Genomic DNA, 17,493 nt, shown 5'->3' with positions numbered 1-17,493 from the left:
CTGCCGCTCGAGCGTGAGCGGCAGGCAACCTGGAATCGCGGCTATGCCATCGCTAAGGCCATGCCGGGATCCGCGAGGAGGGCGCCCACGTCGGCCAGGAACCTCGATCCCTGTTCGCCGTCCACCAGCCGGTGGTCGAAGGAGAGGCTCAGCGTCATGACCTGCCTCAGGGCTACCTGGTCCTGGTACTCCCACGGGGTTTTCCGGACGGCACCCATGGCGAGGATCGCGGCCTCCCCCGGATTGAGGATGGGCGTGCCGGCGTCGATCCCGAAGACACCGATGTTGGTGATGGAGATGGTGCCGCCGGAGAGGTCCGCCGGGCTGGTCTTGCCGGCTCTGGCGGTGTCCGTCAGTTCTGCGAGCTCGGTGGACAAGTCAACGAGCGCCAGCCGGTCCGCGTCCTTGATGTTGGGAACGGTGAGACCACGCGGGGTTGCGGCCGCGATGCCGAGGTTCACGTAGTTGAACTGCACGATCTCCTGGTTGGCCTCATCCCACTTGGCGTTCAGGCCGGGATTGCGCCGCAGGGCGATCAGGACAGCCCTGGCCACGAGGGTCAGCGGCGTGAGCTTGTGGCCGGCAAAGGCCTTGTTTTCCTTGAGCCTGGCCAGCAGCTCCATGGCAGGAGTGACGTCGACAGTGAGGAACTCCGTCACATGGGGGGCCGTGAAGGCGCTGCTGACCATGGCAGCCGCCGTGAACTTGCGGACGCCCTTGATTGGTGTCCGCACTTCACGCTCGCCCTGGGCCGGCGCGGGCTGAACTTCCTGTGCTGCCAGCTCCTGGGCGGCCGCGGGAAGATCCCCGCCGCCAACGAAATTACGCACATCGTCACGGGTAATGAGACCGCGGGGGCCGCTCCCCGGGACACTCTCCAGGTCGACTCCGAGGTCCTTGGCCAGCTTCCGGACGGGCGGCGTGGAACGGGGCCGCTCGGCTGTGCTGGTGTTGGCAAACCTGGTTTCGACAGGCTCAGCCAGCGGGGCGGGCTCAGCCAGCGGGGTGGGCTGAACCAGCGTGCGCTGCCGTCGGACGGGACGGCCGGTGCTTTCGACGACGGCGCCGTACCCGACGAGGTTGGGTTCCCTCTTGGGGAGAGCCACCTCAGCCGGAGCGGCAGCGGCTGTCTGGTTACCGGCGTCGTCCTTCACCTCGAACGAGACAATCGGCTTGCCCACCTCCACGACCGTTCCCGGCTGTTCATGCAGGGCCGTGATCACGCCCGCGAACGGTGAGGGCAGTTCCACCACTGCTTTGGCGGTCTCCACCTCGGCGATGATCTGGTTCAGACTGACGGTGTCCCCGACCCCCACTTTCCAGCTGACGATTTCGGATTCGGTCAGTCCTTCCCCGAGATCGGGCAGCCGGAATTCCTTGATCATGGTGGCGGTCATCCTTCCAGCCCGCTTAGCGAATTCGGCCGGCCCAGCGCGCGGTCCACGCCGTCGAGGATCCGGTCAAGATTCGGAAGGTGGTGCATCTCCACCTTCGAATAGGGGTACGGCACGTCAAACCCGGTGATGCGGACGGGCGCCGTCTCAAGGTGGTAGAAGCAGCGCTCGGTGATGCTCGCCGCAACCTCCGCGCCTAGCCCGCCCGACTGTCCGGCCTCGTGGGTGATCACCAGCCGTCCCGTCTTGCGGACCGAGGCCTCCACGGTGGCGAAATCCACCGGAGCGAGCGACCGAAGGTCGATGACCTCAACCGAGACGCCTTCGTCCGCGGCCGCCGTGGCAGCATCACGGGCCGTCTTTACCAGTGGCCCGTAGGCCACGAGCGTGACGTCGCTCCCATCCGTGACCACCCGGGCCTGGCCCATCGGCGGGGCTGAATCGGGATCGAGCGACTCGTCCACTTCGCCTTTGTCGTGATAGCGGCGCTTGGGCTCGAAGAACACCACCGGGTCATCGCAGGAAATGGCCTGCTGGATCATGGTGTGGGCGTCCTGCGGGCTGGCCGGGGTGACCACCCGCAGGCCTGCCGTGTGGGCGAAGTAGGCCTCCGGAGACTCGGAGTGGTGCTCCGGCGACCCGATGCCGCCGCCGAACGGGATGCGGATGGTGATGGGCATTTTCACCGCGCCCCGGCTGCGGTAATGCATCTTGGCCACCTGTGACACGATCTGGTCGAAGGCGGGGTAGACAAAGCCGTCGAACTGGATTTCCACCACCGGCCGGTACCCGCGGTAGGCGAGGCCAACAGCGGTGCCCACAATGCCGGATTCGGCCAGGGGCGTGTCCACGACGCGGTGCTTGCCGAAGTCCTTCTGCAGTCCGTCGGTCACGCGGAAGACGCCGCCCAGGGTGCCGATGTCCTCACCCATGAGAAGCACCTTGGGATCGTTGTCGAGGGATCTGCGCAGGCCTGAGTTGATTGCCCGCGCAAAGGTCATCTGCGTCATCAGCGTGCACCTTCTTCTTGTGTTGCCCCTGCGGGATCGCCGAAGGAGGCAAGGTAACGGGAGTAGTGGTCCTGCTGGCGGTCCAGCCAGGAGTTGGGGGTGCTGTACACGTGCTTGAAGACGTCCAGGGGTTCGGGATCCGGCATGCCAGTGCAGCCGGCACGCAGCTCGCGGGCGACGGCGTCAGCCTTGGCCCGCACGCCGGCCTCGAACTCCTCGGTGAACAGGCCCTTCCGGTCAAGCAGCGCATGGACCCGGCCGATCGGATCCTTGGCCGCCCAGTCTTCGAGTTCGTTGGGGTCGCGGTACCGGGTGGGATCATCCGCCGTCGTATGCGGTCCCATTCTGTAGGTAACGGCCTCGATGAAGGTGGGGCCGCCGCCCCGGCGGGCCCGGTCGAGGGCCACTCGCGTGGCTGCCATGACGGCCAAGACATCGTTGCCGTCGACCCGCATGCTGGGGATGCCGAATCCGGCCCCGCGGTCCACCAGCTGGGTGTGGGACTGGAGGCGCACCGGTTCGGAGATGGCCCACTGGTTGTTTTGGCAGAAGAACACCAGGGGCACCTGGAAGCTGGCGGCAAAGACCATGGCCTCGTTGACGTCGCCCTCGCTGGTGGCGCCGTCGCCGAAGTACACAATCGCTGCGGAGTCGGCACCGTCGTTCTGGATTCCCATGGCGTACCCGGTGGCGTGCAGCGTCTGCGCGCCGATGACGATCTGCGGGATGGCCATATTGACGGTGTACGGGTCCCAGCCGCCGGAGGCAGCGCCGCGCCAGACGCGCAGGATGTCCGCCAGGTCCACCCCGCGGCAGTAGGCCACGCCGTTCTCGCGGTAGCTGGGAAAAATAAAGTCGTCATCCCGCAGGGACCGCACGGATCCCACCTGCGAGGCCTCCTGGCCCAGGAGAGGTGGCCAGAGGCCCAGTTCGCCCTGGCGCTGCAGCGCGGTGGCCTCTTTGTCGATCCGCCGGATCACCACCAGGTCCTCGTAGAGCGAGCACAGCTGCTCGTCTGATACGTCCTTGACCCAGAGGTCATACTCCGGATGGCTGACACGCTCCCCCGCGGGGGTGATCAGCTGGACCATGCCGTGGCCTGCGCCATCCTGGTGCCCTGCATAGTTGTCCTGGCCGGCGGCTGTTCCGCCCTGGCCCGCATCGTCTGTCACCACTGTTGCCGCAACCTTCTGACGTCGTTTAACCATCCCGCGGCAGGACTCGTGATGCCGCCGCGTTCCGGCCTCCCGGGCGCCTTTGCCCCGGTTAATTGTGACCCTACTCACAATGTTCAGGTGGTACAACTACCGTCGATGAAACTGAGCAGAATGCACTGTTTTGCTGCTTCGGACCGTGCTAGCCTTGCGCATTATGCAAGCTTTGGATGGCACAGACACCCGGCTGCTCTCGGCCCTGGCGCAGGACCCGCGCCGCACGGTGGTGGCCCTGGCCCAGAAGCTCGGCCTCTCCCGCAACACCGTCCAGGCGCGGATGGTCCAGCTCGAGAAGAAGCACGCTTTCCTGTCGTTCGAGCGGCGCATCAATCCGGTGTCCCTGGGCTATCCGCTGATGGCTTTCATCTCGGTCCATGTCCAGCAGCAAAAGCTCGGTTCCCTCGCCGAGGACCTGGCGGCCGTGCCGGAGATCCTCGAGGGCTACGGCCTGACAGGCTCGGCCGACCTGCTGCTGCGCGTGGTGGCACTGGACGCCGAAGACCTCTTCCGGATCAACGGGAAGATCCTGGCCTGCGACGGCGTCGAAAGGACCGACACCGCCCTGGCGATGGGTGAACTGATACCTTTCCGGATTCAGCCGCTGCTTGACCGCAACTCGGCGGAAGACTGAGCGCACCTGGCAGTCTGTAACGACGGGAAACCATCGCGGTTCCCGGCGTTTCGATGCAATGCGCCGGCGCTATAGGCTATTCCACAAAAGCAACCGGGCGCCGGCTGTGCCGCGTTAGTTGGAGCGCCGCCGGTGCGGTGCCGGAAAGGCCCAACCCTTGAGCAATCCCCCGCTCCCCCCGCAGCAGCCCGGTCCCTACCAACCCGGTGCGCAGCAGCCCGGTCCCTACCAACCCGGTGCGCAGCAGCCCGGCCGACAGCAACCGCCGGGCCGGCGGTCCCTTCCGCCTTCCCCGTTCGGCTTGCCGGGGCTGCCTCCGGCCAAAAGCCGCAAGGGCCTCTGGATCGTGGTGGGCATTGTGGCAGGCGTGCTCCTGCTGGTAATCGTCGGGGTCCTGCTCCTGGTGAACCTCGTGGGCGGGTCCACCCGGCAGGCAGGGGACCTCGCGGACGACTTCACCAAGCTGGTTATCGCCGGCGACACGGACAAGGCTTACAACGACTACATGGACCCGAGCCTCAAGGAGCAGCTGAGTCGCGAGGAATTCGCGTCAGGCGTCAAGAGCCTCCAGTTGGACCCGTCCTGCACCACCGCCTACGACGACCTCAAAGTCAGCACGCAGAACGACAACAACATTGCGGATGTCGCCGGGCTCATCAAATGCCAGGGCAAGGACATCGAAATGGTGTACCGCTTCGCCGGCAAGGACGAACTGAAGCTGGTCACCATCAAGCTCCGGCCAAAGGCCTGACCCTCTTCCGACCTCGCACCCATCCAAGCGCCAACCGGACCCGAATTGCTTCCGAGAGTCCCAGCCGGGGCTCCGCAAATCTGGCCAGGGCTTCTGCCCCGGGCCGGCAACCGGAAGGAATTTGGGCCATGCGCAACTCACCGAACCGTCTTATCGCCACTGTTTTCGGGGCCGTCTACCTGCTGGTGGGACTCGTCGGCTTCGCCGTGACGTCTGGAGTCGGCTTCTTCTCCACCGAAGGCTCCAACCTGATCATCTTCGAGGTCAACCCGCTGCACAACGTGATCCACCTGGCCATCGGCGCCGCGCTGCTCTACGCCGGCGTCAAGGATGTCCAGCTTGCGCGCACCGTTAACACGGCTGTGGGTGCGGTGTATCTGCTGGTGGGCATCCTCGGTCTGTTCCTGCTCAGCTCGCCTTTGAACATCATTGCCCTCAACGGCGCCGACAACGTTCTCCACCTCGCGAGCGCCGTCCTGCTGCTCGGCGTCGGCCTGTCCCTGGACAAGGTCCCCGCCACGGCCCGCGCGTAACAAATGATGACCAGCCAGGCCATCGCGGCTGTTCCGGCAACACAGGGAACGTACCGTTCCGATGCCGTCAGGCTCTTCGCCGGCTTTGCCGGCCTCGGCGCCGCAGCGGTCAACCTCGCCGTCGCCTCCAGCCTGTTTGCTGCCGCCGGCACCGACTTCCCCGGCAGGGCGGCCGGCGCCACGGCCGCCCTGCTCTGGGGTGCAGCCCTGCTGGGGTGGACCGTTGCCGGGCTGAGCAGGAACCGTTTCCCGATGCCGCGGGCCTCCGCTCTCCTGCTGCCCGCGGCAGCGGCCGCGCACGTGGCGGCCATTGTCTTGGGCGCAGGGAGCGGCATGGCCGGCCTGGGCATCAGCCACCTCGCCGCCCTGCTGCTGACCCTCATGATCCTCGCGGCCACGTCATGGCTCGGCCACAGGGCCCGCAATCTTCCCGGCGGACCGGGCCAGAACACATCGGGCCGGCCGGGTGCGGGAACACTGCTCGCTGCCGCCTTCGCCGGAGCGCTGCTGGTTGCCGCCATCACGACGCCGGGACTCGCCGCATCGACGGCGGGCCAGTTCGCTGTGCCGCATGGTGAACACGCCGGAGGCCACCACTCACCCTGAACGCGCCGACGCATGCCTGGCAGCTGCCAAAACGGCAGGAGCCCCCGAGTAGTGCGCGGGGGCTCCTGCCGTTTTGCTTGTCCAGCGCTAGTGCTCCACGGCCCTCTCAGCGCCGACACCGGTCAGCGACCGGACTTCCATCTCGGCCTGCTTGCTGCGGTCCTCCTGCCTCTTGTCCAGGACCGTGCCGAGCCAGCCCAGCATGAAGGCCAGCGGGATGGACACGATGCCCGGGTTGCTCAGCGGGAAGACGGCGAAGTTGGCGCCCTTGATCATGGAGGTCGCGCCACCGGACACCACCGGTGACAACGCGATCAGGATGATGGCCGACGCGAGCCCGCCGTACATGCTCCAGACCGCACCCTGCGTGGTGAACCGGCGCCAGAACAGGGAGTAGATGATGGTGGGCAGGTTGGCGGAGGCGGCCACGGCGAACGCCAGCGCCACCAGGAAGGCCACGTTCTGGCCGTTGGCAAAGATCCCGCCCAGGATCGCGAGGATGCCAATGACGATCACGGTGCGGCGGGCCACCTTAACTTCGGTGTCGGCGTCGGCCTTTCCCTTTGCGATGACGTTGGCATAGATGTCATGGGCGAACGAGGCGGCGGCGGTGATGGTGAGGCCGGCAACCACGGCGAGGATCGTGGCGAAAGCCACGGCCGAGATGAAGCCCAGCAGCAGCGGGCCGCCCAGGTGGAAGGCCAACAGCGGCGCTGCCGAGTTGACGCCGCCGGGGGCGCCCTTGATGGTGTCCGCCCCCACCAAGGCAGCGGCCCCATAGCCGAGGACCAGCGTGAAGATATAGAACAGCCCGATCAGCCAAATGGACCAAACTACGGACTTGCGGGCTTCCTTGGCGGTGGGCACCGTATAGAAGCGCATCAGCACGTGCGGCAGGGCGGCCGTACCCAGCACCAGGGCCAGGGCCAGGGACATGAAGTCCAGCTTGGACGTTTCGGTCTTGCCGTACTGCAGGCCTGGGTTGAGCAAGGCAGGGTTGTTCGCCGCCTCGGCCGCGCCGCCCAGCAGGCTGGAGAGGTTGAACCCATAGATGGCCAGGACCCAGAGTGTCATGACAGCGGCACCGGCGATGAGCAGGCAGGCCTTGATGATCTGCACCCAGGTGGTGCCCTTCATTCCGCCGATCAGGACATACATGATCATCAGGGCGCCGACGACGATGATCACCAGGGCCTGTCCGCCCCAGTCGCTGATGCCCAGCAGCAGCGAGATCAGGCTTCCGGCGCCGGCCATCTGGGCCAGGAGGTAGAAGAAGCAGACGGCCAGGGTGGAGATGGCTGCCGCGATGCGGACCGGACGCTGCCTGAGGCGGAACGACAGGACGTCGGCCATGGTGTACTTGCCCGTGTTCCGGAGCAGTTCCGCCACCAGCAGCAGTGCCACCAGCCAGGCGACCAGGAAGCCAATGGAGTACATGAAGCCGTCGTAACCGTTGATGGCGATGGCACCGGTGATGCCCAGGAAGGACGCCGCCGACAGGTAGTCGCCGGCGATGGCGGTGCCGTTCTGCGAGCCGGTGAAGGAACGCCCGGCGGCATAGTAATCGGCGGCCGTCTTGTTGTTCCGGCTGGCCCTAAGAACGATGACCATGGTGACGGCGACGAACAGGGCGAAAATGCCCATGTTCAGCAGCGTGGTGTCCTTGAGTGCGGCGACGTCAACCGCTGCGGGAATGGTGATCATTTTGCTCCTCCGCTTACTGAACTGCCCGGCGCGCTGCTGCCTGACTTGTCATACTCGTGGCCTTCAATGCCGTGCCGGATGTCCGCGGCGATCGGGTCCAGGCGCCTGTTCGAGTAGCTGACGTACCAGCCGGTGATGGCGAAGGTGGTCACGAACTGCAGCAGCCCCATGATGATGCCGACGTTGATGTTGCCCCACACCTTGGTGGACATGAAGTCCACGGCGTAGGCGGCAAGGATGACGTACGCGAAGTACCAGAGCAGAAACGCGATGGCCATGGGGAACACAAAGCTACGGTGGCGCTTGCGCAGTTCCTGGAACTGCTGCGTGGCCTGGACTTCCTCGAAGTCCGCGGACGCCGCCGCGGCCGGGGTTCGGGCATCGTTACCCATCATTCCTCCTCGTTGAGACTGACTCACACACGGCCGCGCTTCACCAGCCGATGTGACTGCCATCACTGTGCGTCACAGCGGGGCCGAAGTTCCAGTGGTTGCGCGTTGCCGGTCGGTCAGCGGCGTCGCTGCTGCGCCAAACGGCACGCGCTACGCTGGCAGCATGCCGGACTCCCCTCTCTATTCCGCGGCCGCCGTGGCCGTCATCGCGCTCGCAGTGGCCGCCGTCGTCGCCGTCGGACTCAAGGTGCTGCGCTCCTTCCGCGAGTTGGGAACGGACGCCGAGCGGGCCACTTACAACACCCTCCACGCCGCGTCGAAAGCTGGACGGCACCTGCGGACGGGCTTAAACCCCGCAGGTGCCGCCAAGGCAAGCCGCCAGCTGCGGGCCCTGCTTGGCTGTGATGCGCTGGCCATTCTGGACGTATCCGGCGTGCTGGCCTGGGACGGGACCGCCGAGGAGCTGCGTCCCGGCCTGATGGCGCTCGCCGCGGAAGTGCTCTCCAGCGGCAGGACCCAGGTGTTCAACGCCGCCGACCTGCAGCTCCACTCCCCCAAATCCGGACCCGTCGCCGCCGCCGTCGTGGCCCCCGTCCGGTCCGGTGTGCGCGTGGTGGGAGCTGTGGCGGCCTTCGCACCGCAGGCGGGGGCAGGGCTGGTGCGCGCCACCACCGAAGTAGCAGACTGGGTGGCCACACAGGTGGAACTGGCCGAGCTGGACGCCTCCCGGACGCTCCTGATGGAGGCGGAGGTGCGGGCCCTCCGGGCCCAGATCAGCCCGCACTTCATTTACAACTCGCTGAACGCCATTGCCTCCTTCATCAACACCGATCCGGCCCGGGCGCGCGAACTCGTGGTCGAGTTCGCGGACTTCACCCGGTACTCGTTCCGGCGGCACGGGGACTTCACCACGCTGGCCGAGGAGCTGCGGTGCATCGACAGGTACCTGCTGCTGGAGCGGGCACGGTTCGGCGAACGGGTGCAGGTCAGCCTGCGGATCGCCCCGGAGGTGCTGAGCACGGTGATCCCGTTTTTGAGTCTGCAGCCGCTCGTGGAGAATGCGGTCCGGCACGGCCTGGAGGCGAAGGAGGGTCCGGGCCACATCACCATCTCAGCCAACGACTCGGGCGCGTTCGCGGAGGTCACCATCGAGGACGATGGCGTGGGCATGGATCCTGTGCAGCTGCAGTCAATGCTGGCCGGCCACGTGGACGGTGAGCACGTGGGCCTGCGAAACGTCGATGCCCGGCTCCGGCAGGTGTACGGCGACGATCACGGACTGGTGATCGAGACGGCTCCCGGCGAGGGCACGCTCATCACCATGCGGGTCCCGAAGTCGCAGCCGGACCATGATGCCTGAAATTGTTCGCGCCGGAAGTTTCCTAAGCACGAAGCGGCGGGCCCCGAAAGATAACCTAGGACCATGATTAACGTTCTCGTCGCCGACGACGAACTGCCCGCAGTTGAGGAGCTTGCCTTCCTCCTGGGCCGTGATGAGAGGATCGGCGCCATCCTGCGCGCCTCCTCTGGCGCTGAGGCGCTGCGGGTCCTCGAAGCCGAGGCCGTAGACGCCGTCTTCCTCGACATCCATATGCCGGCGGTGTCCGGCCTGGACATCGCCCGTGCCATTTCCCGCAGCAGCCGCCCGCCCGCCGTCGTTTTCGTGACAGCCGACGAGGACTGCGCGCTGGAGGCATTCGAGCTTGCGGCCGTGGACTACCTGCTGAAGCCCGTCCGGGCCGAGCGGCTGGCCCGCTCCGTGGGCCGGATCAGTGAACTGATCCGCGACGGCGGTGCCACGCCGGAGATGATTACCGTGGACCAGGGCGGCACCACCAGAATGATCCGGCGCGACGACGTCACCTACGTCCAGGCGCAGGGTGACTACGCCCGGCTCCACACCGCCGATGCCAGCTACCTGATCCGGGTTCCCCTCGCCGACCTGGAACAGCAGTGGTCGGACGCGGGCTTCATCCGCACCCACCGCTCCTATCTGGTAGCCCTCGCCCACATCTCGCACCTCAAGCTCGCCGCGGTCCGCCCCAGCGTCTCCGTCGAGGACGCCGAACTGCCGATCAGCCGGCGGCACCTGCCGGCCGTCCGCGAGAAGCTTGAGGCAACCAGGATCCGGCCGCAGGCATGACGCGTGTCAGGGTCACGGCGCCCCGTTCGGCGTCCCGCATTTCGGCCGACTCCTCGGCCGGGCCGCGCGAGTCAGCCGAGGAGTCGGCTGTGGGCCAGGTGTTCGTCCGGTCGCTGATCCGCTCCCAGCTCCGGCTTGCCCTGGTGGTGGCCGGCGGCTTCCTGCTGATCCTCGGCGCTTTTCCGCTGCTGCTTGCCGCCGTACCGGGACTGGCGCAGACGCGGATTGCCGGGATCCCGTTCGACTGGCTCCTGCTGGGCGCCGGGATCTACCCCGTGACCGGGGTCAGCGCCTGGCTGTATGTCCGCAGCGCCGCGCGGAACGAAACCCGCTACCGCGACCTCGCCGGGGAAAAGTAATGCTCCAGAAGGTGATCCTCCGGTGAATCCGGCGGTGGGCATCGCGGCGGTGGCCGCCGTTTCCGTGGCGACGGCGGTGATCGGCTTCTACGGGCTGCGGATCTCCCGCACCACCGGCGACTTCTATGTTGCTTCCCGAACCGTGCCGCCCTGGTGGAACGCGTCGGCCATTGGAGGCGAGTATCTCTCCGCCGCCAGTTTCCTGGGCGTGGCCGGCCTGATCCTGCTGTCCGGCACGGATGCCCTGTGGTACCCCGTGGGCTACACCGCCGGCTACCTGATGCTTCTGCTGTTCGTGGCCGCGCCGCTCCGGCGTTCCGGCGCTTATACCATTCCCGATTTCACCGAATCCAGGCTCGATTCGCGGGCCGTGCGCCGTGTCACCAGCCTTGCTGTGGTTATTGTGGGCTGGCTGTACATCGTCCCGCAGCTGCACGGCGCTGCCCTGACCATCCGGACCACCACCGGCCTGCCGTCGTGGGCCGGATCAACCGCCGTCGTGGTGGTGGTGTGCCTCACCGTGGTGGCTGGCGGCATGCGCTCCATCACCTTCGTCCAGGCCTTTCAGTTCTGGCTGAAGCTTACGGCACTGGCCGTGCCCCTCATCTTCATTTTGCTGGTGCTGGCCGAAGATGGCGCTCCAGCCCTGGCGGCAGTGGCCGCGAACCCGGGCGGGGCGAGTCCGGCCAGCCCCTACCAGAGCATCTCGCTGCTCGTTGCCCTGCTGTTCGGAACGCTGGGACTGCCGCACGTCCTGGTCCGCTTCTACACCAATCCCGACGGGCAGTCGGCGCGCCGGACCACGCTGATCGTGCTGGGCCTGCTGTCTGTGTTCTATCTGTTTCCGACGGCGTACGGACTGGCCGGGCGCCTGTTCGCCCCGGACCTGGCACGGGCCGGGCAGGCGGATGCCCTGGTGCTGTTGCTTCCAGGCCGCCTCGTCGGGGGCCCGGCCGGCGAGCTGCTGTCCGCGCTCGTCGTGGCAGGGGCCTTCGCCGCGTTCCTGTCCACAACGTCGGGGCTCGTCGTCTCGCTGGCCGGCGTGATCAGCCAGGACGTGCTGGGCGGCAGTGTGCGCGGGTTCCGGGTGGCGGCCCTGGTCTCGATCACCGTTCCGCTGGGCCTGGCGCTCATGACGGACTCGCTGGCCCTCGCCGGGAGCGTGGGCCTGGTCTTCGCCTTTACGGCGTCCACCATCTGCCCGGTCCTGCTGCTTGGCATCTGGTGGCGGGGCCTGACCGACGCCGGTGCCATAGCCGGCATGGCGACCGGCGGCCTGCTGTGCGGCGGCGCCATGGTGGCGGGGACGGTGCTCGGGGTGGCGGGGACGCCGCCGTGGCTGGCCCAGCCCGCGGCCTGGACAGTGCCGGCGGCATTCACCGTGATGGTCCTGACGTCGCGTGCCACAAGTTCCCGGGTGCCCCGGACCACCACCAGGGTGATGACCAGGCTGCACACGCCCGAGCGGCCGCTGGTAACGGAACGCTGAGCGGCCAGCCAACGCTGAGCGGGGGGCCGTCAGTCGATGGCGGCCATCAGCTCGACCACCCGGTCGAGGAAGGCGTCCACCTGGGTCTCCTCGTAGCCGTCCTTGCCGGCGGCAGGGCGGAAGACGGCGCGGCGCACATTGTCAACGCTGAGGGGTTTGTCCTGTTCCAGGTAACCGATCAGGTCCAGGCACAGGGCGTCCACATCTTTGATGTTGTAGCTGCGTGCGTTTTTCCTGACCGGGCGACGGAACCTCTCGCCGTCGGGCCGGTGAAGGCGGCCGCGGAGCGTTCCGGAAAGCTGCCCGATCTGCCGGAGCCAGGCGTCCTCGCCCCGTGCGGCGATGAGGTCGTCCCGCTCCCGGCGGGCGAAGGCGTCTTCAAGACGGTCCAGCGCGGCGTCCACGGCGGTGGCGGAGTATCCGCCCCTGATGGGGTCGAAGGACACGGACCGGACATCGGCGCTCTTGATGGGGTGGGCGGCCGCTTCCGGCGTCTCCAGTGAAACGCGGGCCTGCTGCAGGAACTGGTCCACCTGCTTGGCGTTGTAGCCGTAGTCCGTCCGCGCCACGCGTTCGAACGACGCCGGAATCTGCCGCTTGCTGTCCACTCTCACCATGTTTCCTTCGATACTTCTTCGGCGGGTCGTAACCGCATTATTTTAGGTCGTTGCGGAGGGCCGGGTGCCAGAGGCACCTGCAGGGAAGCCCTGCTGGGAAAAGCAAGTCCGGGGGAAACTCAGGCCCCGGAGAACAGGACGAACAGCATGAAGGCCACCGGCGAGGCGAACACAATCGAGTCGAGCCGGTCCATCACCCCGCCGTGTCCTGGCAGGATGCTGCTCATGTCCTTGACGCCGAGTTCGCGTTTGACCATCGATTCAGCGAGGTCGCCGGCGGTAGCGGCCGCCACCATGCCGATGGCCAGCACAACCCCCACCCACCAGGGCTTGTTCAGCAGGAAGATGCTGGCAAGGATCCCGACGAGCATTGCGCCCGCAATGGATCCGGCAAAACCCTCCCAGGACTTTTTCGGGCTGATCTTTGGCGCCATGGGGTGCTTGCCCAGCCGCGCTCCCACGAGGTACCCGAACGTGTCGTTGGAAACCACCAGGAGCAGCAGGATGACAATCTGCCAGGCGCCTTCCGGCACAGTCCCACCCGGCCATGGACCCGCCGGGGAGGCGCCGCCTTCGACGTGCAGCGGCAGCGCGGCGAAACTGATCAGGAAGGGCACCCAAGCGAGGGTGAACACCCCAGCGAAAATGCTGCGGGCCGAGCCGGTTGCGCTCTCCACGGACCGCCAGAGCAGTGCGGCCACACTGCTGGCGAGCATCGCGAACAGCAGGCTTTCCAGGCCGCCGAAGTAGGCCGAGAACGGCATGGCCAGCGTGCCCACCATGACGGGCACGATGGGCAGGCGTGTGCCATTGGCTTCGAGCGCCCGGAAGACCTCCCACACACCGAAGGCGGCGAAGGTGGTAACCACGGCAACAAAGCCGAGCGGCAGGAAGAGCAGCCCGCCAAGCACCGCCAGGAGCATGGCCAGGCCCACGGCGATTGCCGCCGGAAGGTTGCGTCCCGCCCCAGGGGTGGGGTTGGGCCTTGGCTGGCGGGTCCGGGTTCGGGCCCGCGCACCGGGGGCCTGCTGTGCCTGGCCCATCAGACCTCGAGCAGCTCAGCTTCCTTGCGCTTGAGGAGCTCGTCGATTCCCTCGACGTGCTGCTTGGTGATCGCGTCCAGTTCCTTTTCGCCGCGGGTGCCCTCGTCCTCGCCGGCTTCGCCGTCCTTGACAAGCCGGTCCAGGGTTTCCTTGGCCTTGCGGCGGATGTTGCGGATGGACACCTTGGCGTCCTCACCCTTGGCCTTGACGATCTTGACGTATTCCTTACGGCGTTCCTTCGTCAGCTCCGGGATGGTGATGCGGATGACGTTTCCGTCGTTGGACGGGTTGGCGCCGACCTCGGAATCGCTGAGCGCCCGCTCGATGTCCCGCAGGGCGGTCTTGTCGAACGGCGTGATGAGGATGGTGCGGGCATCCGGGATCGCAAAGGATGCCAGCTGCTGCAGCGGAGTGGGGGTTCCGTAGTACTCCACCATGACCTTGTTGTACAGGCCGGGGTTTGCCCGCCCGGTGCGGATCGAGGCGAAGTCTTCCTTGGCGACCTCAACAGCCTTGTCCATCTTGTCCCCGGCTTCGAGCAAGGTTTCTTCGATCACGATCTCTCCTCAGACATTGGTTCCCGGTCAACCGGGGCATTTCACAATCCTGGTCCCGCCCAATGGGCGGAACCATCCTAGAAATATCCTAGCCGTAACTAGGCCGTGACCAGCGTTCCCAGCTTTTCGCCGCGGATGGCACGCGTGACGTTGCCTTCGCCTTCCATGCCGAACACCACCATGGAGAGCTTGTTGTCCTTGCACATGGTCATTGCGGTCTGGTCCATGACGCGGATGTCACGGCGGAGGGCGTCGTCGTAGCTGAGGTTTTCCAGCTTCTCCGCCGTCGGGTCCTTCTTCGGGTCGGCGGTGTACACACCGTCCACGCCGCTCTTGGCCATAAGCACCACGTCGGCGTGCACCTCGAGTGCGCGCTGGGCAGCCACGGTATCCGTGGAGAAGTATGGCAGGCCTGCGCCGGCGCCGAAGATGACAACGCGGTTCTTTTCCATATGGCGGATGGCACGGCGCGGAATGTATGCCTCGGCCACCTGTCCCATGGTGATAGCGGTCTGGACCCGGGTTTCAACACCGGCCTGCTCCAGGAAGTCCTGCAGGGCGAGGCAGTTCATGACGGTTCCCAGCATGCCCATGTAGTCGGCACGCGAACGGTCCATGCCGCTCTGGGACAGTTCGGCGCCCCGGAAGAAGTTGCCACCGCCAACCACGATGGCCACCTCGACGTCGGGAACGGCGGCAGCGATTTCCTTGGCTACTGCGCGGACGGTGTCCGGGTCGACGCCCAGCTTGCCGCCGCCGAAGACTTCACCGGACAGCTTCAGGAGAACCCGTCGCCTGCTCTTCTCAGACTGGACGGGAGTATTGACGGCTTCCATGGTGCCTTCCGGTTGGTGAACTCTGAGCTAGGTTATCGCGCATCCGGCCAGCGCTCACATTTCTTATGTGGCCGGTGCATGCAAAAGGGGCGGCCACCGAAGTGGCCACCCCCTTGCTTGTCAGACTAGGAGCCGACGCGGAAACGCGTGAACGCGGTTCCCTTGACGCCGGCCTCTTCGAGGACCTGCGCCACAGACTTCTTGGCGTCCTTGGCGAAAGCCTGGTCAACCAGGACCTCACCCTTGTAGAAGCCGGTAACGCGGCCTTCGACGATCTTGGTCATCGCAGCTTCGGGCTTGCCCTCGGCCTTTGCGGTTTCCTCGGCGATGCGGCGCTCGGACTCGACGAGCTCGGCCGGAACGTCCTCGCGGGAGAGGTAGTTCGGAGCCATGGCTGCAACGTGAACGGCAACATCGTGCGCGGCGGTGGCAGCTGCTTCGCCTTCGCCGTCAACAGCGAACAGGACGCCGACCTGGGCCGGAAGGTCCTTGGACGTCTTGTGCAGGTAAGCGTCGACCGTAGCGCCCTCGATGCGGGAGATGCGGCGGACGACGACCTTTTCGCCGAGGATAGCGCCCTCTTCGACGACAACCTCGGACAGCGGTTTGCCGTCAACATCGGTGGCGAGCAGGGTCTCGAGGTCGGCAGCGCCCGACTCGACAGCGACGGCCAGGACCTTGTCAGCCAGCTGGATGAACTTGTCAGCCTTGGCGACGAAGTCGGTCTCGCAGTTGACCTCGATCATTACGCCGACGCCGCCCGCGACCTTGGCAGCAACCAGGCCTTCAGCGGTGGAGCGGCCTTCGCGCTTGGTGGCGCCCTTCAGGCCCTTGATGCGGATGATCTCGATCGCCTTCTCGGCGTCGCCGTTGGCTTCGTCGAGAGCCTTCTTGACATCCATCATGCCGGCGCCGGTGCGCTCGCGCAGAGCCTTGATATCAGCGGCAGTGTAGTTCGCCATGTGAACCCCTCTGTCTAGAAAATTTTCGTGTGTACGGACCGACAGGACGGCAGCTCACCTGGTGAGCGGCCATCCTGTCAGTTGCCCGGTCGCTGCGGACAGCGCCCGGAAATCCCGATGAAGTTGTTACTTCGCGGAGTCGGTGCCCTCGGCAGCAGCCGGGGCTTCCTCTGCGGCAGGAGCTTCCTCTGCGGCGGGAGCAGCCTCGGCAGCCGGAGCTTCCTCGGTCTTGCTGCCTTCGAGGAGCTCGCGCTCCCACTCAGCCAGCGGCTCTTCCGGGGTCTCGGTGGTGCCGGTTGCGCGCTGGTTGCGGGCGATGAGGCCCTCAGCAACGGCGTCAGCAACAACGCGGGTCAGGAGGTTGACGGAGCGGATGGCGTCGTCGTTGCCCGGGATCGGGAAGTCGACTTCGTCCGGATCGCAGTTGGTGTCCAGGATGGCCACAACCGGGATGTTGAGCTTCTTGGCCTCGTCAACAGCCAGGTGCTCCTTCTTGGTGTCGACAACCCACAGCACGGACGGTGCCTTGGTCAGGTTGCGGATACCGCCGAGGTTGGACTCGAGCTTGGTGAGCTCGCGGCGGAGAAGCAGCAGTTCCTTCTTGGTGTAAGCGGAGCCGGCGACGTCGTCGAAGTCGATCTCTTCGAGTTCCTTCATGCGCTGGATACGCTTGGCAACAGTCTGGAAGTTGGTGAGCATACCGCCGAGCCAACGCTGGTTGACGTACGGCTGGCCAACGCGGGTTGCCTGCTCGGCGATGGCTTCCTGAGCCTGCTTCTTGGTGCCGACGAACAGCACGGTGCCGCCGTGGGCAACGGTGGCCTTGACGAACTCGTAGGCGCGGTCGATGTAGGACAGCGACTGCTGGAGGTCAATGATGTAGATGCCGTTGCGCTCGGTGAAGATGAAGCGCTTCATCTTCGGGTTCCAACGGCGGGTCTGGTGTCCAAAGTGGACGCCGCTGTCAAGCAGCTGGCGCATGGTTACGACGGGCATGCCGACGCTCCTTCCGGCAGGTCATTCATGAGAGCGGCCGCGGCCGCTCTTACCCTGCCAATAGTTGACGGTTATTTAGCCTTACCCGGGCGGGCACAGGCTCCTGGCATCCATTGCACATCTCATCAGGACCGTTGCCGGGCCTGACCGCAAGAGGCGCAATCCTCCGCAGCAGCAAGCAACTGCTTACCGGTTGTGGAGGGCTGGATACGCGTAGTCAGCTGCCGCTCCCCCGCACTCCTGAATGGGGCGTGCT

The 17,493-nt window shown here is 66.2% G+C and carries 19 protein-coding genes; 8 read left to right on the top strand and 11 right to left on the bottom strand.

Annotated elements, in window-relative coordinates; translation table 11 throughout:
• Positions 1 to 41: 41 nt before the first annotated feature.
• Genes CXZ05_RS01410 through pdhA form a run of 3 tightly spaced genes read right to left on the bottom strand, consistent with a single transcriptional unit; the run spans position 42 to position 3,579 of the window.
• Entirely contained in the window at positions 42 to 1,397 is a 1,356-nt protein-coding gene (locus tag CXZ05_RS01410) for a dihydrolipoamide acetyltransferase family protein (RefSeq protein ID WP_102970825.1), read from the bottom strand.
• Entirely contained in the window at positions 1,394 to 2,404 is a 1,011-nt protein-coding gene (locus tag CXZ05_RS01405) for an alpha-ketoacid dehydrogenase subunit beta (protein WP_102970824.1), read from the bottom strand. The genes CXZ05_RS01410 and CXZ05_RS01405 overlap by 4 nt, the downstream gene beginning before the upstream one ends.
• Positions 2,404 to 3,579, bottom strand: coding sequence for a pyruvate dehydrogenase (acetyl-transferring) E1 component subunit alpha (pdhA, locus tag CXZ05_RS01400; RefSeq protein ID WP_102970823.1), 1,176 nt, complete (start codon positions 3,577 to 3,579; stop codon positions 2,404 to 2,406). Before pdhA ends, CXZ05_RS01405 begins: the two co-directional genes overlap by 1 nt.
• A gap of 196 nt (positions 3,580 to 3,775) precedes the next feature.
• Here pdhA and CXZ05_RS01395 point away from each other — a divergent pair, with 196 nt between their 5' ends.
• The 4 genes from CXZ05_RS01395 to CXZ05_RS01380 all read left to right on the top strand — a co-directional run bounded on the left by CXZ05_RS01395 (position 3,776) and on the right by CXZ05_RS01380 (position 6,139).
• Positions 3,776 to 4,249 (top strand): Lrp/AsnC family transcriptional regulator, encoded by a 474-nt coding sequence (locus tag CXZ05_RS01395; protein ID WP_102970822.1) that lies wholly within the window; start codon positions 3,776 to 3,778, stop codon positions 4,247 to 4,249.
• A 157-nt stretch (positions 4,250 to 4,406) separates the two neighbouring features.
• Entirely contained in the window at positions 4,407 to 5,000 is a 594-nt protein-coding gene (locus CXZ05_RS01390; protein WP_102970821.1) for a hypothetical protein, read from the top strand.
• A 128-nt stretch (positions 5,001 to 5,128) separates the two neighbouring features.
• Positions 5,129 to 5,533: a DUF4383 domain-containing protein gene (locus tag CXZ05_RS01385; protein WP_102970820.1), complete on the top strand. Its 405-nt coding sequence runs from the start codon at positions 5,129 to 5,131 to the stop codon at positions 5,531 to 5,533.
• A gap of 3 nt (positions 5,534 to 5,536) precedes the next feature.
• On the top strand, positions 5,537 to 6,139 hold the full coding sequence (locus tag CXZ05_RS01380; RefSeq protein WP_258006394.1) for a hypothetical protein: 603 nt from the start codon (positions 5,537 to 5,539) through the stop codon (positions 6,137 to 6,139).
• 87 nt (positions 6,140 to 6,226) lie between these two features.
• Here the strand turns inward: CXZ05_RS01380 and CXZ05_RS01375 are convergent, their stop codons facing one another.
• Together CXZ05_RS01375 and CXZ05_RS01370 are read right to left on the bottom strand one after the other, a co-directional pair.
• Positions 6,227 to 7,843, bottom strand: a complete 1,617-nt coding sequence (locus CXZ05_RS01375; RefSeq protein WP_102970819.1) for a cation acetate symporter — start codon at positions 7,841 to 7,843, stop codon at positions 6,227 to 6,229.
• Positions 7,840 to 8,235 (bottom strand): DUF485 domain-containing protein, encoded by a 396-nt coding sequence (locus CXZ05_RS01370; protein WP_102970948.1) that lies wholly within the window; start codon positions 8,233 to 8,235, stop codon positions 7,840 to 7,842. The genes CXZ05_RS01375 and CXZ05_RS01370 overlap by 4 nt, the downstream gene beginning before the upstream one ends.
• A 163-nt stretch (positions 8,236 to 8,398) precedes the next feature.
• On the opposite strand from CXZ05_RS01370, the gene CXZ05_RS01365 reads away from it, so the two are divergent.
• From CXZ05_RS01365 to CXZ05_RS01350, 4 genes are all read left to right on the top strand, one after another.
• Positions 8,399 to 9,595 (top strand): sensor histidine kinase, encoded by a 1,197-nt coding sequence (locus CXZ05_RS01365; RefSeq protein WP_102970818.1) that lies wholly within the window; start codon positions 8,399 to 8,401, stop codon positions 9,593 to 9,595.
• 63 nt (positions 9,596 to 9,658) lie between these two features.
• Positions 9,659 to 10,378, top strand: a complete 720-nt coding sequence (locus CXZ05_RS01360) for a LytTR family DNA-binding domain-containing protein (RefSeq protein WP_102970817.1) — start codon at positions 9,659 to 9,661, stop codon at positions 10,376 to 10,378.
• The gene (locus CXZ05_RS01355) at positions 10,375 to 10,737 is read left to right on the top strand and encodes a hypothetical protein (RefSeq protein ID WP_102970816.1); all 363 of its coding nucleotides are present in this window, start codon (positions 10,375 to 10,377) and stop codon (positions 10,735 to 10,737) included. The genes CXZ05_RS01360 and CXZ05_RS01355 overlap by 4 nt, the downstream gene beginning before the upstream one ends.
• Before the next feature lie 22 nt (positions 10,738 to 10,759).
• Entirely contained in the window at positions 10,760 to 12,226 is a 1,467-nt protein-coding gene (locus tag CXZ05_RS01350) for a cation acetate symporter (protein ID WP_102970815.1), read from the top strand.
• Positions 12,227 to 12,255: 29 nt separating this feature from the next.
• Here the strand turns inward: CXZ05_RS01350 and CXZ05_RS01345 are convergent, their stop codons facing one another.
• The 6 genes from CXZ05_RS01345 to rpsB form a co-directional block, all read right to left on the bottom strand.
• The gene (locus CXZ05_RS01345; protein ID WP_374754611.1) at positions 12,256 to 12,843 is read right to left on the bottom strand and encodes a DivIVA domain-containing protein; all 588 of its coding nucleotides are present in this window, start codon (positions 12,841 to 12,843) and stop codon (positions 12,256 to 12,258) included.
• Positions 12,844 to 12,962: 119 nt separating this feature from the next.
• On the bottom strand, positions 12,963 to 13,886 hold the full coding sequence (locus CXZ05_RS01340; RefSeq protein WP_102970814.1) for a phosphatidate cytidylyltransferase: 924 nt from the start codon (positions 13,884 to 13,886) through the stop codon (positions 12,963 to 12,965).
• Positions 13,886 to 14,443, bottom strand: a complete 558-nt coding sequence (gene frr, locus CXZ05_RS01335) for a ribosome recycling factor (protein ID WP_102970813.1) — start codon at positions 14,441 to 14,443, stop codon at positions 13,886 to 13,888. Before frr ends, CXZ05_RS01340 begins: the two co-directional genes overlap by 1 nt.
• A 98-nt stretch (positions 14,444 to 14,541) precedes the next feature.
• The gene (gene pyrH / locus CXZ05_RS01330) at positions 14,542 to 15,279 is read right to left on the bottom strand and encodes a UMP kinase (protein ID WP_102970812.1); all 738 of its coding nucleotides are present in this window, start codon (positions 15,277 to 15,279) and stop codon (positions 14,542 to 14,544) included.
• Positions 15,280 to 15,404: 125 nt separating this feature from the next.
• Positions 15,405 to 16,241 carry a translation elongation factor Ts gene (gene tsf / locus CXZ05_RS01325; protein ID WP_102970811.1) on the bottom strand — a complete coding sequence of 279 codons (837 nt, stop codon included), beginning with the start codon at positions 16,239 to 16,241 and terminating at the stop codon, positions 15,405 to 15,407.
• Positions 16,242 to 16,367: 126 nt separating this feature from the next.
• The gene (rpsB, locus tag CXZ05_RS01320; protein WP_102970810.1) at positions 16,368 to 17,237 is read right to left on the bottom strand and encodes a 30S ribosomal protein S2; all 870 of its coding nucleotides are present in this window, start codon (positions 17,235 to 17,237) and stop codon (positions 16,368 to 16,370) included.
• Between the last annotated feature and the right edge of the window lie 256 nt (positions 17,238 to 17,493).

It is taken from the genome of Arthrobacter sp. AFG20 (assembly GCF_002892795.1).
Classification (GTDB): Bacteria; Actinomycetota; Actinomycetes; order Actinomycetales; family Micrococcaceae; genus Arthrobacter.
This window is presented reverse-complemented; position numbering and strand designations above follow the sequence as displayed.

Bases quoted from the DNA above. Each gene is read 5' to 3' on its own strand.
- CXZ05_RS01360 (WP_102970817.1), top strand. From the start codon at position 9,659: ATGATTAACGTTCTCGTCGCCGACGACGAACTGCCCGCAGTTGAGGAG.
- CXZ05_RS01395 (WP_102970822.1), top strand. From the start codon at position 3,776: ATGCAAGCTTTGGATGGCACAGACACCCGGCTGCTCTCGGCCCTGGCG.
- CXZ05_RS01345 (WP_374754611.1), bottom strand. From the start codon at position 12,843: ATGGTGAGAGTGGACAGCAAGCGGCAGATTCCGGCGTCGTTCGAACGC.
- CXZ05_RS01340 (WP_102970814.1), bottom strand. From the start codon at position 13,886: ATGGGCCAGGCACAGCAGGCCCCCGGTGCGCGGGCCCGAACCCGGACC.
- CXZ05_RS01365 (WP_102970818.1), top strand. From the start codon at position 8,399: ATGCCGGACTCCCCTCTCTATTCCGCGGCCGCCGTGGCCGTCATCGCG.
- CXZ05_RS01370 (WP_102970948.1), bottom strand. From the start codon at position 8,235: ATGGGTAACGATGCCCGAACCCCGGCCGCGGCGGCGTCCGCGGACTTC.
- CXZ05_RS01385 (WP_102970820.1), top strand. From the start codon at position 5,129: ATGCGCAACTCACCGAACCGTCTTATCGCCACTGTTTTCGGGGCCGTC.
- tsf (WP_102970811.1), bottom strand. From the start codon at position 16,241: ATGGCGAACTACACTGCCGCTGATATCAAGGCTCTGCGCGAGCGCACC.
- CXZ05_RS01410 (WP_102970825.1), bottom strand. From the start codon at position 1,397: ATGACCGCCACCATGATCAAGGAATTCCGGCTGCCCGATCTCGGGGAA.
- CXZ05_RS01355 (WP_102970816.1), top strand. From the start codon at position 10,375: ATGACGCGTGTCAGGGTCACGGCGCCCCGTTCGGCGTCCCGCATTTCG.
- CXZ05_RS01375 (WP_102970819.1), bottom strand. From the start codon at position 7,843: ATGATCACCATTCCCGCAGCGGTTGACGTCGCCGCACTCAAGGACACC.
- pyrH (WP_102970812.1), bottom strand. From the start codon at position 15,279: ATGGAAGCCGTCAATACTCCCGTCCAGTCTGAGAAGAGCAGGCGACGG.
- CXZ05_RS01405 (WP_102970824.1), bottom strand. From the start codon at position 2,404: ATGACGCAGATGACCTTTGCGCGGGCAATCAACTCAGGCCTGCGCAGA.
- rpsB (WP_102970810.1), bottom strand. From the start codon at position 17,237: ATGCCCGTCGTAACCATGCGCCAGCTGCTTGACAGCGGCGTCCACTTT.
- CXZ05_RS01380 (WP_258006394.1), top strand. From the start codon at position 5,537: ATGATGACCAGCCAGGCCATCGCGGCTGTTCCGGCAACACAGGGAACG.